Origin of the sequence: Thioclava sp. IC9 (assembly GCF_002213225.1) — a bacterium.
Classification (GTDB): domain Bacteria; phylum Pseudomonadota; class Alphaproteobacteria; order Rhodobacterales; family Rhodobacteraceae; genus Thioclava; species Thioclava nitratireducens.
Genome location: NZ_NBNX01000001.1, coordinates 44,283 through 58,441, shown reverse-complemented (window position 1 = coordinate 58,441; position 14,159 = coordinate 44,283). Strand labels below are relative to the sequence as shown.

Below are 14,159 nucleotides of genomic sequence, written 5' to 3'. Positions count from 1 at the left end.
GTCCGGTCCTTCAGAATTGGAAATAGAGGAAGGGCGAGAAGCTTTGCTCGGCCAGCTTCAGGATGGTCAGCGTCGCCAGCACGGTGACGGCCATCGGCGGCACGATGGCGCTCGTGGCGGTCAGCGTGCCGTCAGGGCGCGGCGAGAGCGGGCCCTCGACCATACGGGCCAGCCAGGGCTCGAGGATGGCGACGCCGATCGCGATGACGAGCACCGCGACACTTTCGCCGGTGATCTCGAAGGCGGCATCCGGCGACAGCCCGATCCCGTTGGCCCCCAGCATGCCGGCGAAGACCTGTCCCGCCTCGACGATCGAGGTGGCGCGGAAGATCACCCAGCCGATGAGCACGACCAGAAGCGTGCGCAGCAGCGCCGCGGTGGAGCGCGACTTGACCCAGCCGGAATAGCGTTCCCACATCAGCCAGCCGCCGTGCCAGGTGCCCCAGATCACGAAGGTCCAGGCCGCGCCGTGCCACAAGCCGCCCAGCACCATCACCGTCATCAGGTTGACGTAAGTGCGTGCCGGGCCGATGCGGTTGCCGCCGAGCGGAATGTAGAGATAGTCGCGCAGCCAGACCGACAGCGAGATGTGCCAGCGCCGCCAGAACTCGGTGATCGAGCGCGAAATATAGGGCGTGTCGAAATTCTCGATGAAGCGGAAGCCCAGCATCATGCCCAGCCCGATCGCCATGTCGGAATAGCCCGAGAAGTCGAAGTAGAGCTGCATCATGTAGGCGATCGCCCCGCCCCATGACAGCGTCAGCGACGGATCGGGCGTAGAGAAGGCGAGATCGGCCAGCGGCGCCACCGCATCGGCCAGCAGCACCTTCTTCGCCAGACCGACGAAGAAGCGCATCATGCCGTCCGAGAACATCTCGACCGAGTGGGTGCGGTGCCGGAACTGATGCGCGAGATCCTTGTAGCGCAGGATCGGCCCGGCAATGAGCTGCGGGAAAAGCGCGATGAAGGCCGCAAAGTCGAGCGGGTGCACGTCATCGGGCGCATCGCCGCGATAGGTATCGACGATATAGCTCACCGACTGGAACACGTAGAACGAGACGCCGATCGGCAGAAGGATCTGCCAATGCACGCCGATGGCATCGGGCGTGGTCCCGAACAGCGCGGTCAGGCTGTCGATGAAGAAATTGAAATACTTGAAGAAACCCAGAACGGCGAGGCAGCCGGCGACGCCGATGCCGGTCCATATCTTCGCCATCCGCACATTCGCGGCATGGCGGATCGCCCGGCCGGTGAGCCAGGTCCAGGCGGTGGTGCCGACGAGCAGCAGCAGGAAATCCACCCGCCACCACGCGTAGAACACGTAGGAGACCGCGAGCAGCGTCAGCGACTTCCAGCGGCTCGGCGTCAGATAATAGAGCGCGAGCGCCAGAGGCAGGAAGAGAAACAAAAAGGTTTCGGATGAAAAGACCATCAGGTAGCGCCCTCTCCGGAACAGGTGTCAAAAGCTGCGCGCGCGGCATCGCGGCGCAGAGGTGCGGGATCGAGCGCGCGCACGCCGGTGACGCTGAGATCCCCCGCGCCGCCATCAGCGCTCGCGCGCAGGAAATCGGGCGTCAGCGCGTCGAGATCGCCCGACAGAAGCCGGGGGCGCTGATCCGTGAAATCGTTGTCATGCAGGCGCAGGTCGGCAAGGCCGGTCGCGCGGATGCCCATCCGGTTGCCCGCAAAGCGGCTCTCGGTGATAAGCACCCGCGTTTCGGGGCGCTGACGGTCGATCATCAGTCCGGGGCCTCTATTGTCGGCAAACCGGCTCTCGTTGAAGATCGTCGTGCCCGCACCGCGCTCGGCGAAGCCGGCGCCTTTATTTCCCGAGACCTCGATCCGGTCGAAGAGAACGCAGGTCGCGCCTTGCGCCATCGTCGCGCCGGAACCGTCGAAGCCCCGCACGGCGACATCGCGAAGCTGAAGCGCGCGGCTGTTGTCATCCACGCGCATGCCCTTGCCCTGCCCGCCATCGAGCGCGACATTGACGAGCCGCATGTCTGAGACGCCCGAAAGGTGCAACGCCTGCTCGCCCCCGGTATCGCGGACGGTCAGATCGGTGATCGTGCCCCCGTCGATATCGCGCAGCATCAGGCCGCTGCCCCGCGCGTCGGCGATCTCGGTATCGGTGAGGTTCACCCCGTCGAGATCCTGCAGGACGACGCCGCGCAGATCAGTGAAACTGTTCCCGGTCATCGCGGCCGGGCTGCCGAAACTGAGCAACCCGCGCCCGCCGAGAAACAGCCCGGCGCTATAGGCCCGGTCGCCATAGCCGAGGCCGGTCAGCGTGGCATCTTTCAGCGACAGGCTCTGCGGTCCGAGCGCTGCGACAAAGGGGCGGAACCCCGCAATATCGGGATGCACGTCGGGGCCCGCGGCGATGGTGGCGTGATCGACGTCGAGCGCGCCGAAAGAGATCAGGTAGCTGCCCTCGCGACGCGATAGGTCCAGCCGATCGCCCTCGGACAGCGAAAGCGACGCGCCTTTCAGCACCACGATGGGCATCGAGGCCACAAACCGGTCATCCTTGCGGATCAGCGCATCGGGATGGCCGGAATCCGCCAGCAGGTCGTCGAGCATGGCCAAGGTCACATCGCCCTGGTTGAGGTAGATCGCCGAGCCGCCGCCCGGCGTATCGCCCAGAAGCTCCGTGTCGATTTCGACCCCGGCCCCGGCGGCAAGCTGGGTCAGCGCCAGGCGCACGTTGGACACCGACGCGCTGACCGCCTGCTGAGCAGCCGCCGGCGCGGTGAGCGCCAGCGCCAGCCCGCAGGACAGGCCAAGGCAACGCAGGTGTTCACTCACGTGCATCGCGCGTTCCCTTCGATGTCTCTTCGGCCTCGTCTTCCGAGAGGTCGATTTCGTAAAGGCTCAGCGCCCCGTCGCCGGTGTTCCAGACCTCGACCGACGAGCCGGGGCTTACGTTGATGCTATGACCCTGGCTGCAGGCATGGGTCGGCCCGCCGTTCTTCCAGTGGCCGCGACCGCTCGACACAGCGAGCAGCTTTCCACCCGGGGTCGGCCCGCGGAAGGTCGCGGTCTCGCCCGCGTCGAGGGTGAGACGCGACACGGCGGGGAAGGCCTCGCCGCCCTGCCCGATATCGTCGGTTGCGACCTCGGGATGGCGCGCCACTTCGCTGCGGTTCTGGGCCTTGAGCTCGGCGACGGCGTCTTTCACCTTCTGGGCGTTGCTGTGATTGGTCACGAGGAGCGCGTCGGGCGTGTCGACGACGATCACGTCCTCCATGCCGATCACGGTGACCAGCTTGTCGCCCGCGCGGATCAGCGAGTTGCGGCAGTCGAGGGTCAGGGCCTGTCCGGTCGAAACGTTGCCGTCTTCGCCCTTGGGGCTGATCGAATGGATCGCGGTCCAGGCCCCCACGTCGTCCCAGTCGACCTCGACGGGGGCGACGGCGACGCGGTCGGAGCGTTCGAAGATCAGCCGTTCGGTCGGCTCGTTCGCGGCCTCGGCGAAATGCGCGCCGTCGAGGCACAGGCCGGTTTCGGTCTTTTTCGCGCCGTCGAGCGCGGCCAGAACGGCGGCCAGCGTCGCCGGGTCGTATTTCTCGAATTCCTCGATCAGGACGTCAGCGCGCATCAGGCTGATGCCCGACGCCCAGAACGTGTCGCCCGATGCGACGAGCCGTTGGGCTTTCTCCAATTCGGGCTTCTCGATGAAACTGGTGACCTCGTGGAGGCCTTCCTGGCCATCGACCAGCGCGCCGCCGGAGATATAGCCGAACCCGGTCTCGGCATATTTCGGCACCACGCCGAACAGCACGATCCGGCCCTGCTGCGCGCCCTCGCGCATCTGCTTTACGACCGTATTCATGTCGCCTTCGATCTTGTGATCGGACGGCAGGACCAGAAGCAGCGCCTCGGGATCCTCTTCCGCCAGCGTCAGGGCAGCGGCGAGAACCGCGGGGCCGGTATTGCGGCCCATCGGCTCCCCCAGAAAGCGCCCGGTGACGCCGATCTCGGCCAGCTGATCGCGCACCAGACCCTCCTCGGAGGCGGCGGCGACCAGCAACGGGTCAGCGAAATCGTCATCGAGATGGCGCGCCACGGTGCTTTGCAGGAACGTCGGACCGCCATTGCCGTCGATGGACTGGAATTGCTTGGGCTGGGCGACGCGGGACATCGGCCACAAGCGGGTCCCCATCCCTCCAGACAGAACTACGGGATTAACGACACTATTCATGACTGGTCTCCAATTGCTTTGATACTACGGGTAAAGGCGCGCGCTTCTCCGAGCGCGTCGCGGGAAAGGCTGCCCCAATCGACCCCGAAGGCATCGCGGCTGACGCTGAGCGCGGCGACCTGCCCCGCCTCGTCGGGCGAAAGGTCGATCGATGGGACGAGATTGGCGCGCACCAGCCCGTCGGAGCCGACAGCGCCCGGCGCGCGGAACCCGTCGCCGAGGGTCGCACGGAATTCGGTCCCGTCAGGCAGGGTCACGTTGACGCCGCCGGTCTGCTGCACTTCGAACAAAAGCTCCTGCGGCAGGCGCGCCTCGATGACCAGCGGGGCATCCGGAGCGGAGATCTCGAAGAGCGGCTCGCCGGCAAGAACGGTGCTGCCCTCGGCCACGGAAATCGGATGGACGGTGCCTTTGGTCGGCATGGCGATCGAAAGCGTCTCCCCGTCCACCGTGTCGAGCGCGAAGAGCACATCGCCCGGACCGGCATCGGGGTTGATGAAGCTGATCTGACCGTCGGCGGTCGCCCGGATCGTCTGGCCCTGCGCGACCACGCGGCCCGGGGCTGCGATATCGGTCGTGAACAGACGCGCCTGCATCAGGCTGACGGCCAGCGCGATGAGCGCGACGCTCAGGGCAAGCACGACGAGCGTGCCGAACGCGCTGCGCAGCCGCTTGCGGAACCCGGGTTTCGGCGCCGCTCCGGTGCCGCCCTTGGGTTGCGCGAGCGATCCGCTGCGGATCAGCCCGCCGGAGCTGGTCAGGTCACCCGAGATATAGTCATTCAGGATTTGCCGCAGCTGCGGCGAGTGATCGCCCGTCGGCTCGGTGAAGACCAGTACGCTGGAATTGTCGCCTTCCACCATGACCCGCGCGGTCGGCACGAGCGCCACCTGAAAGCCGGGAAAGTCGAAGATCAGGTGGACGATCTTTTCCGAGCCGTCGATCCGGCGGTCTATCAGGCCCGAGACCTGCGCCTCGGTCAGCGACAGACCGTCGCCTGCGTAGCGCCGTCCGTCGATGACCGCGGAAAACGGGATATCGATCAACGGGTGTTCGTTTCCGGCCGAAAGCGGCGCCGGTGAAGTATCGGGGGCGTGTGTCATGGTGCGTCCTGTCGGTCGTTTAGAGAAGTCCGGTCGAGAGCGCCGCGGCGAGGGTTAGCCACCCCAGCGCAAGGACCTGCATGTAAGTGGAAGTGGCCGAGCGCAGCCGCGCTCCGAGAGGCATGCGCGCCGCGGCTTTCTTGGCGGCCTGGCGCGTCCATTTCTGCCGGTCGAGACGGAACAGGGCCGAGCTCTTGACCGAGGCGCCGAGGATCTGGCCGAAGTAGAGCAGCGGCGCGTAGATGATCGGGAAGCCGCCGCCCCGGAAGGTCGAGAGCATCCAGCAGAAGACGTAGCGGGTGAACATCACCCAGGCGATGTAGGCGGGGATCACCGCGGGCGTCGCGAAGAGCGCGGTCAGCGCGATCGAGATCGGCCCGAACAGCGTCGTCCAGATCGACACGCGCTGGTCGAGGATTGACCACCAGGTGAAGAACCCGATCCGCGACGGGCCCAGCGCCACCGCGCGGCCATTGGTGCGCAGCATGTTGCCGAACCACCGCTTCATCAGCGCCACGGCGCTTTCGACGAAGCCCGGCATCGGCTGCTCCTCGTAGGAGACGCAGCGCACGTCGGGCAGATAGGTCATCCGGTAGCCGCGGCTCAGCAGCCAGAACCAGGTCGATTTGTCGTCGCCGGTCAGGAAGTTGATCCGACCGAGCCGCCAGTGATCGATATGGTCCGATTGAACCTGTCGGATGAAGCTCGGGTCCACCGCCAGGTCGGCGCGGAAGACGGACATCCGGCCCGTCAGCGTCAGCACCCGGCCGCCGAACGCCATCGAGGACATCATCATCTGGCGCTGCATGAAGCGCAGATCGAACCAGTTCCGGAACAGCCAGTCATCCGGGATCTCGACGGATTCGTCGGTGGTCAGCGCCCCGACCCGTTCGTCGGTGAAGAAGGGCGCGGAGCGCTCGACGATGTCTGCTGGCACGGCGCTGTCGCCGTCGACGAACAACATGATGTCGTCGCGTCGCGGGGCCTCGCGCTGCATCAGCCGCAGCGAGCGGGCGATGGCGTCGCGCTTCCCGGTTCCCGGGATCTGGTCGATGATGAAGCGCACCTGCGGCATGTCGTGCCTGCGCGCCTCGAAGAGATCGCGCAGCACCCTGAGGTCAGCGCCATCCACCACCGAGGCGACGATGGTCGCGCCGCCGGGCGAGCGGCGGGCCGCCTCGAAGATCGAGCTGTAGACGCGGCTCGTGACGCCCGGCTCGATCTTGTAGGTCGTGACCATGAAATACGCGTGCGCCGGAACGGGGCGGCGCGCATAGGCGGCCTCGGCCCGCGCGCGGCGCCGGGGGTAGAGCACCCGGACATAGGCGGTCGCGCGCAGGAAGTTCAGTGCCGCCCATCCATACCGCCACAGGCCGATCACCCCGAGCACCACGATGGCACTATCGGCGGCAGCCAGGCTGGTGTCGCGCACGGCAAGGCCCAATGCGACGAAAGCCGCGATATAAATGAGATGACCCAGCATTGCGGATTACCAGCAGATGCCCTGATAGCCAGCGTCGCTGACGAGGTTCGGGTCGATGCGGCCGAGATCCACCACGCGGCGGTTGCCCAGCGTCTCCTTCAGGCGGGCGGTCACCTCGGGATACTTGTTGCCCACGACGATGACCTCGCTGTCTTCGATCAGACGGTCCAGATCGTCTTCCATCCGTTCGAAGAGGTCGGGCACGACGGCGTTGCCGCGGCCGGCGGCGCCGGGATCGTTGGCGAAGGCTGTGGCGACATAGGGATCGTAGATGCGCACGTCCTGACCGCTTTCGATCAGCCGCGCGGCCAGATCGGCCAGCGGGCTTTCACGCAGATCGTCGGTGCCCGACTTGAAGCTGACGCCGACGAGACCGACGGTCTTCTTCGAGGCGGAGCGCACCATGGCCTCGGCGCGCTCTATCTGCGCCTCGTTCGCCTCGAGAATGGCGTTCAGAAGCGGCGTCGCGACGCCCGATGTCTCGCCCACCGCCTTGAGTGCGCGCACGTCCTTGGGCAGGCAGGAGCCGCCGAAGGCGAAGCCGGGACGCAGGAAGGCCGGCGACATGGCGACCTTGGTGTCGCTGCACAGGACCGCCATCACCTTCTGACCGTCGAGGTCGTTGGCCTTGGCGATGTTGCCGATCTCGTTGGCGAAGCTGATCTTCGCCGCGCGCCAGCTGTTCGAGGTGTATTTCACCATCTCGGCGGTGCGAATATCGACCTTGTTCATCTCGCAGGGAAGATCCTGGTTGATCTCGGTCAGGACCTGTTCGGTCTGCGCGTCGAGGCTGCCGAACACGATCAGGCCGGGATCGGCGTAATCCTCGATCGCGGTGCTTTCGCGCAGGAATTCCGGAAAGTAGCCGACGCCGAAATCGCGCGCTGCGAGCTTGCCGGAGGCGCGTTCGAGCGTGGGAATGCAGATCTCTTCCATGGTGCCGGGGACGATGGTCGAGCGCATGATGACCGTGTGGCGGTCTGACTTGTTGGCGATCGCCTTGCCGATGTCCTGACAGACGGAGACCACGAAGGTCAGACCGACCGAGCCGTCGGGCGCCGAAGGCGTGCCCACGCAGACGAAGGAGGCGTCGGTCTTCGCGACGGCCTCCGCCGCGTCGGTCGTGGCCCTGAGCCGACCGCTCGCAGCCATCTCGGCCACCAGCTCGTCGAGCCCTTTTTCAACGATGGGCGCGCGGCCCGCATTCAGTCCATCGACCTTGCTCTCGTCGAGATCGACCGCAATCACTTCGTGGCCGTCACGAGCAAGGCAAGCCGCTGACACGACGCCCACGTAGCCGATCCCGAAAACACTGATCTTTGCCATAATTCTTTTCCTTCTCCCCTCGAAACGGGCGAATCGAAACGTGTAATGGGCAGGGGTACCGCCCGGTTCGACCCAAGGGATAAAGGAAGATTCGCAGCCCTTTCAGTCGGGAATACGGGCGAAGAGCGGAGGAATTTCGGAAAGGGGTCGGGAGCTTCCTGACCCCCCGTGTAGGGCAAAAACCCACCCGGGAGGTCGGACGGGCTCAGACGAGCCAGCCCCGCGCGCTCGCCATCCGGATCAGCGCGGGCCGGTCCGCGAGGCCAAGCTTGTTCATGCCACGCGCGCGGTGGCTGTCGACGGTCTTTCGGCTGAGGCCGATCTGGTCCGCGATATCGCTGTTGGAATAGCCTTTGGCCCAGAGCCGCAGCACATATTCCTCGCGCTCGGTCAGCGCCTTGCCCTCGGTGGGGCCCGGCATCTCGCCCTCGGCGGAGCGCGAAAGACCGCGGTCGACCAGGCTTCCGCCCGCAAGGGTGACGCGGATCACCCGCATCAGCGCGGGGCCCGAGATCGATTTCGCCACGACGGAGCTGAAGCCGATCCGCATGCAGAAGCTGACAAGCTCCTTTGTCGGCTGCGACGCAACGGCGATCAGCGCCAGCGAGGGACAGGCGGCCAGCATCTGCGGGACCAGATCTTCAAGGTTCGGTGTAAACTGCGGATCGATAAGGAGAACATCCCAGTCGGGATCGCGCAGGCGTTCTATGTCGGTGGCAGAAAGCGCGTCGCCATGCGTCCCCGTGTCGTCGAATGTCGACGCCGCGAGGTCGAGCACCGCTGACGCGAAAATCGGACTTTGGTCGGCCACGCCGATCCGGATCGGACTAACGCTTCGCATCTTCCACTAGACCCGGTTACACCGCCCAGGCGTTGCGGCGCGCAAAGGTTTCGAGTTCGCGCGCGCATGTGAGACCCATCTTTGACAGGGCGCGGTACTTATGCGTCTCGACGGTCTTGCCGCTGATCAGAAGGTCGTTTCCGATCGCGCGACAGCTTTTGCCGTCGACGAGCCCGCGCACGACCTCCCGCTCCCGGCTGGTGAGGGCTTCGGTGCCGACCAGAATGGGCGCGCTGGAATCGCTGCGCGCTTCGGCATAGCACCCGTCGACATACAGACTTCCCATGGAGACCGAGAAAACCGCGTCGATGAGCATTTCGATATTGCCGCTGCGGGAAACGACGCCGTCGTAATCCGACTGGAGACACTGGCGCGCGATCTCGAGTGCAGTTTCCGGCAGGTAGGCGATTGCGGCGACCGGACCGGCGGCCTCGCGGACGGCGCTCAGGGTCTCGGCAGGGTCCGCAGAGGTCTGGCTCGGGTCGAACACGACCACGTCGCAGGTCTCCATCGGGACGTCCTTCGAGGTCAATGCGGAGGGAACATCTTTGCATTCGCTGACAACCGCGATGCTTCCATCCGCAGCGAAACTCCGCTCCACAGCATCTGCGAGAATGGCGTTGTCGTCGATGAACAGAACACGGGGGGTTTCGGTTGCGTTCGTGAAGTTGGCCATGTTGAGTTCTCCCGCTCACTTCGGTTAACAGCGAATTTACGGTCCGTTAACAGGTGCTTTGCGGGTTAGTTCCATCACGACTGACGGTCTTTTCGAGCGCTCAGCGGGAACCTGCCGCCGACTTTCGCGAAGGTTCGGATATTGTTGGCAAAGTTCGTTTCATGGCTGTCGGCGCGTTATCGCCTGAAGATTTTGTGACTACCGTTATGGTTGTATTAATTCCCGAAACTCAACCGAGTTCCCCTGCTATCGTCGCGATTTCTCGTTGAGGCGCCTCGTCCGAAACCAGCCCCATCGCGTCAAAACACACGTCGAAAGCGAGGCCCAAAAGAGACTGTGCACGGACGCGTGTGAAAGTCTCCTTCCCGCATGCTCGCGCGGCAGCGTCGTTGCGAGGCCTTCGCGGCGATACGCACGGGGCCTGAATGCACTGTGGCGCTCTTTGCGGGCGCCTATGTCGCTGCGCGACATCGGAGTGACGCTTATGCCCATTTCGAGCTCCGGAATTCGTCGTAGGGGCGAGGCTGTTTCAATCCGGGTACGCGCCCGGTCGCCACGAGGTTCATTTTCCGCCTCGAACTTCCCGGAGGCCATCATGGCACGCCAGACAAAGCTCATCCTCTGCCCCATCAACCTGCGCCACGCCCAGGTCGAACATCATGCCTACATGGAAGCCGTCGAGATGGCGCGGCGGCGCCAAGCCAAGCTGATCGTCGCGACGATCGCGCCCGAGATCGAGCGTAATCTCAACATCTACAACTCCGATACCTATTGGGGCCAGCAGCTGCGCAAGTTCGTCAACGACAATCCCGCCAGCGGGGTGCCCGAGATCGAGATGGTCGTGCGCAAGGGCGCCGTGCATCGTCAGATCGTCAAGCTGGCGGACGAGCGCAAGGTGGACCTCATCGTGATGGAAGCCGCCAACCCGAAGGTGAAGGACTATCTGCTGGGCACCACGGCGTCGCATGTCGTGACCCATGCGGAGTGCTCGGTCTACGTCGTGCGCAGCTAAGGACACGGGCCGGGATGCGACAGCACACCGGGCAGCGCGCACCCCGCTCCTGCGGCATCCCACGCTTATATTTGGGAAAAGCCCGCGCCTGACGCGCGGCGGGTCGGATCCGCCCCAATACAGGGGCGGATCCCTTTCTCCTTACCTCTTGGCGGTTTCGCCCGAGGATTGCGCGGGCACCAGCGCGCGCATGATCGAGGGCATGGTGAGGCTGCCCACCGGCTCGCCCCCCATCATCACGCGGTAGCGGCGGTCGAGCGCCCCTTCCGCCTTGGCGATGACGCTCTCGAGGTTGTCGTTGCCGTCGATATCGCCCGACATTTCGCCTTCCGGCGCGCCACGCTCCATCACCGAGCGCACGCGCAGCACGCGGGCGCGGTTGATGTCGGCCACGAAGTCCTCGATGTAGGGATCTGCCGGGTTGAGCAGGATCTCCTGCGGTTCGCCCTGCTGGACCACCCGACCGTCATTCAGGATCACCAGGTGATCGGCGAGCTTGAGCGCCTCGTCCAGATCGTGGGTGATGAAGATGATGGTCTTGTGCAGCTCGGCCTGAAGCTCGAGCAGCAGATCCTGCATGTCGGTCCGGATCAGCGGATCGAGCGCCGAGAAGGCTTCGTCCATCAGCATGATGTCCGAGTTCGACGCCAGCGCCCGGGCGATCCCCACGCGCTGCTGCATCCCGCCCGAGAGCTGGTGCGGGTGGTGGTCCCCGTAGCCCCCGAGCCCGACACGGTCGAGCCATTTCTCGGCCTCCGCGACATAGTCCGAGGCCGGGAAGCCGCGGGTGGCCAGCGCCATCGCCGTATTCTCCGCCACCGTGCGGTGGGGCAGAAGGGCGAATTTCTGGAACACCATCGACATCCGCTCGCGCCGCAGCTTGCGCAGCTGCGCCTCGTTATAGTCGAGGATGTTCTCGCCATTGACGAGAACCTCCCCCGCGGTCGGCTCGATGAGCCGGTTGAGGTGCCGGATCAGCGTGGATTTACCCGAGCCCGAAAGCCCCATGATGACGGTGATCTCACCCTCTTTCATGTCCACGTTGATGTCGCTGAGCCCGAGAACGTGGTTGCGCTTCTCGAGCAGTTCCGGCTTGCCCATGCCTGCCTTCACGTCTTCCAGCGCCGCTTGCGGATCCGACCCGAAGATCTTGTAGAGATGTCGGATCGAGACCTTGATTTCCTTGGTCATGCCTGTCTCCTCACTTGCCGCTCTTGCTGGTGTCGATCCGCGCCAGCGAGGCTTTCGTCACGCGGTCGAGCAGGATCGCGATGATCACGATGCCGAAGCCCGCCACGAGACCAACACCCAGTTCGAGCGACCGGATACCGCGCAGCACGAGCACGCCCAGACCCGGGGCCGAGACGAGCGAAGCGATCACCACCATTGCGAGGCTCATCATGATCGTCTGGTTCACGCCGGCCATGATGTTGGGCAGCGCGAGCGGGATCTGCACGCCGAACAGCTTCTGGCGCTTGGTCATGCCGAAAGCGTCGGCTGCCTCGATCACGTCGGGATCGACCAGTCGGATGCCGAGATCGGTCAGGCGCACCACGGGCACGATCGCGTAGAGGATGATCGCGATACCGTAGAGCTTCGGCTCGGTCACCGAGAACAGGAAGATCAGCGGGATCAGGTAGACGAAGGGCGGCAGCGTCTGCAGCATGTCGAGGATCGGGATCACGGTGCGCTGGAGCCTGTCGCTCCGCGACATCGCGATACCTATGGGCACGCCGAAGAGAACGCATATGAACGCACAGACGAAGATGATCGCCAGCGTCTGCATCGCCGCGTCGTAATGGTTGATGAAGGCGAGGAAGGCGATCGAGACCAGCACGAAGACCACAAGTCTCCAGGACCGCGTCACCAGCCAGGTGATCAGCATCAGGATCGGCACCATCAGCCACCACGGCGTGTTGGTCATGATCCAGAGCATGTCGCGCAGCGCCCAGCTCAGCGGCTGTGTCAGCGGGTCGACGACGGCACGCAGACCGCCACGGATCGCGAGAAATCCGTCTTCGAGGCCCTGCGTCACGTCGCGCGAGGGCGGGATCGCCGCGCAGGCCTTGTTGAGGGCGTCGAGCGAGGGAAAGGGCCAGTTCCACAGGGAGGGGCCTTGCGTCGTGGTGCCGTCGGTCTGTGCGATCAGGTCGGCCATCGACGTCATGCCGCCGCCACCGTCACCGCCAGCCGAGCACCAGTCCTTCAGCCCCACGGCGTTAAAGAAATTCTCGTAAGCTGCCATTGGTTTTCCGGGTCATTGGGGAGGACCCGCCCCATGTTGTTGCGTGATGGATCGAAAAAGGACGGGGCCTGCCTCGGCCCCGTCCAAGGTGTGCGCATCAAGCGCGCGTCACGATCATCCGCCGATCAGCTTCGAAAGCTTCTTCTGGGCGTCTGCGTTGAGCCAGTTCTTCCAGGTGTCCTGGTAGTTCTTGATGAAGTAGACCGCGGTCTCTTCACCCGACGCCTTGTTCTCGTCCTGCCACGCGAGCAGTTTCGACATGGTGTCGGTCTTGAAGCTCATCTTCGAGAAGAACTCGGTCTCGGCCGGGTGGGTCTTCGCGAAGTCGCTCGTCACCGAGGTCAGCACGGGCGCTGCCGGGAAGTCGGAAACCTGCGGATCCTTGGTGTCCTTGTTCTGGAGCTTGTCGAACTTGGCCTTGTCGTAGTCACCAAGCTTGACGCGGGTCATGTCATAGTTGCCCATAACCACGGTCGGGCCCCAGTAGTAGCCGAACCACGGCTTCTTGTCGGCGAAGGCCGAACCGATCGACGAGGCGAGCGTCTGGCCGGAGCCGTGGTTGAACACCTCGATGCCCGAGCTCTTGAGGTCGAGCGCCTTGATCAGGTTGTCGCTCACGACGCGGCAACCCCAGCCGTCCGGGCAGTTGTTGAACGTGCCGCCGACCCAGTCGGGGTGCGCCATCACGCCCTCGATGGTCTTCAGCTCGGGGTGCTCCTTGGCGAGGTAGGTGGGGATCCACCAGCCTTCGACGCCGCCCGGCTGGAGCGTCTTGGCGACGCGCTTGATCTTGCCTTCGCTCTCGAGCTTCTTGTAGGCGTCGCCGGCCGAGTTCAGCCACAGGTTGGTGACGACGTCGGGGCGGCCGTTTTCGGCGATCGAGGTGATGGCCGGGATGGTGTCGGATTTGACCAGGCTGGTGTTACAGCCGTAGCCTTGGTCCAGCATGAATTTCGCGATGTTGGTGGTGACCTCGGCAGCGGCCCAGTTCATCTGGGCGATCGAGATGTCGCCGCACTGCTCGGCAGCGCGGGCAGTCCCGGTCTGAGCTGCAAAACCGGTCACAATTGCAGTCGCACCGGCGACCGCGAGAAGTGTCGTCTTCCGCATGTGTTTTCCTCTCATCCGTTGGATTGTTTGCGATCGTTGTCGGACCGCATTCGCTTTGCGCGTGATGAGACCGCCTGACCTCCCCGCACGGGCGTGTTTTCCCACCCGGAGGAGCGTCTCGGCCCATCGTCGACCATCAGGTTGCGCAATGCACGCGAA

General features: G+C 64.7%; 12 protein-coding genes. 1 reads left to right on the top strand and 11 read right to left on the bottom strand.

The annotated features are described in order from the left end of the window. Nucleotides 1–10: 10 nt before the first annotated feature. The 8 genes from B6V76_RS00280 to B6V76_RS00245 all read right to left on the bottom strand — a co-directional run bounded on the left by B6V76_RS00280 (nucleotide 11) and on the right by B6V76_RS00245 (nucleotide 9,633). Nucleotides 11–1,432: an MBOAT family protein gene (locus B6V76_RS00280; RefSeq protein WP_088718388.1), complete on the bottom strand. Its 1,422-nt coding sequence runs from the start codon at nucleotides 1,430–1,432 to the stop codon at nucleotides 11–13. Then, on the bottom strand, nucleotides 1,432–2,814 hold the full coding sequence (locus tag B6V76_RS00275; RefSeq protein ID WP_088726365.1) for a right-handed parallel beta-helix repeat-containing protein: 1,383 nt from the start codon (nucleotides 2,812–2,814) through the stop codon (nucleotides 1,432–1,434). The genes B6V76_RS00280 and B6V76_RS00275 overlap by 1 nt, the downstream gene beginning before the upstream one ends. After that, complete coding sequence (locus tag B6V76_RS00270; RefSeq protein ID WP_088726364.1) at nucleotides 2,801–4,204, bottom strand: sugar phosphate nucleotidyltransferase; 1,404 nt, start codon at nucleotides 4,202–4,204, stop codon at nucleotides 2,801–2,803. Before B6V76_RS00270 ends, B6V76_RS00275 begins: the two co-directional genes overlap by 14 nt. After that, nucleotides 4,201–5,307: an HlyD family efflux transporter periplasmic adaptor subunit gene (locus B6V76_RS00265; protein WP_088726363.1), complete on the bottom strand. Its 1,107-nt coding sequence runs from the start codon at nucleotides 5,305–5,307 to the stop codon at nucleotides 4,201–4,203. Before B6V76_RS00265 ends, B6V76_RS00270 begins: the two co-directional genes overlap by 4 nt. 19 nt (nucleotides 5,308–5,326) lie before the next feature. Beyond that, nucleotides 5,327–6,790 (bottom strand): glycosyltransferase, encoded by a 1,464-nt coding sequence (locus B6V76_RS00260; RefSeq protein WP_075777051.1) that lies wholly within the window; start codon nucleotides 6,788–6,790, stop codon nucleotides 5,327–5,329. Between the two features lie 6 nt (nucleotides 6,791–6,796). Beyond that, nucleotides 6,797–8,116 carry a nucleotide sugar dehydrogenase gene (locus B6V76_RS00255; RefSeq protein ID WP_075777050.1) on the bottom strand — a complete coding sequence of 440 codons (1,320 nt, stop codon included), beginning with the start codon at nucleotides 8,114–8,116 and terminating at the stop codon, nucleotides 6,797–6,799. 205 nt (nucleotides 8,117–8,321) lie between these two features. Next, nucleotides 8,322–8,957 (bottom strand): response regulator transcription factor, encoded by a 636-nt coding sequence (locus tag B6V76_RS00250; protein ID WP_088718385.1) that lies wholly within the window; start codon nucleotides 8,955–8,957, stop codon nucleotides 8,322–8,324. Between the two features lie 16 nt (nucleotides 8,958–8,973). Continuing rightward, nucleotides 8,974–9,633 (bottom strand): response regulator transcription factor, encoded by a 660-nt coding sequence (locus B6V76_RS00245; protein WP_088723276.1) that lies wholly within the window; start codon nucleotides 9,631–9,633, stop codon nucleotides 8,974–8,976. A gap of 595 nt (nucleotides 9,634–10,228) precedes the next feature. Here B6V76_RS00245 and B6V76_RS00240 point away from each other — a divergent pair. After that, nucleotides 10,229–10,645, top strand: a complete 417-nt coding sequence (locus B6V76_RS00240) for a universal stress protein (RefSeq protein WP_075777047.1) — start codon at nucleotides 10,229–10,231, stop codon at nucleotides 10,643–10,645. 141 nt (nucleotides 10,646–10,786) lie between these two features. Here B6V76_RS00240 and B6V76_RS00235 read toward each other — a convergent pair whose 3' ends face one another. From B6V76_RS00235 to B6V76_RS00225, 3 genes are all read right to left on the bottom strand, one after another. Further along, nucleotides 10,787–11,836 carry a betaine/proline/choline family ABC transporter ATP-binding protein gene (locus tag B6V76_RS00235; RefSeq protein ID WP_075777046.1) on the bottom strand — a complete coding sequence of 350 codons (1,050 nt, stop codon included), beginning with the start codon at nucleotides 11,834–11,836 and terminating at the stop codon, nucleotides 10,787–10,789. Nucleotides 11,837–11,846: 10 nt separating this feature from the next. Next, complete coding sequence (locus tag B6V76_RS00230; RefSeq protein WP_075777045.1) at nucleotides 11,847–12,890, bottom strand: ABC transporter permease subunit; 1,044 nt, start codon at nucleotides 12,888–12,890, stop codon at nucleotides 11,847–11,849. Between the two features lie 114 nt (nucleotides 12,891–13,004). Further along, nucleotides 13,005–14,000 (bottom strand): ABC transporter substrate-binding protein, encoded by a 996-nt coding sequence (locus tag B6V76_RS00225; RefSeq protein WP_088718383.1) that lies wholly within the window; start codon nucleotides 13,998–14,000, stop codon nucleotides 13,005–13,007. Nucleotides 14,001–14,159 lie beyond the last annotated feature (159 nt).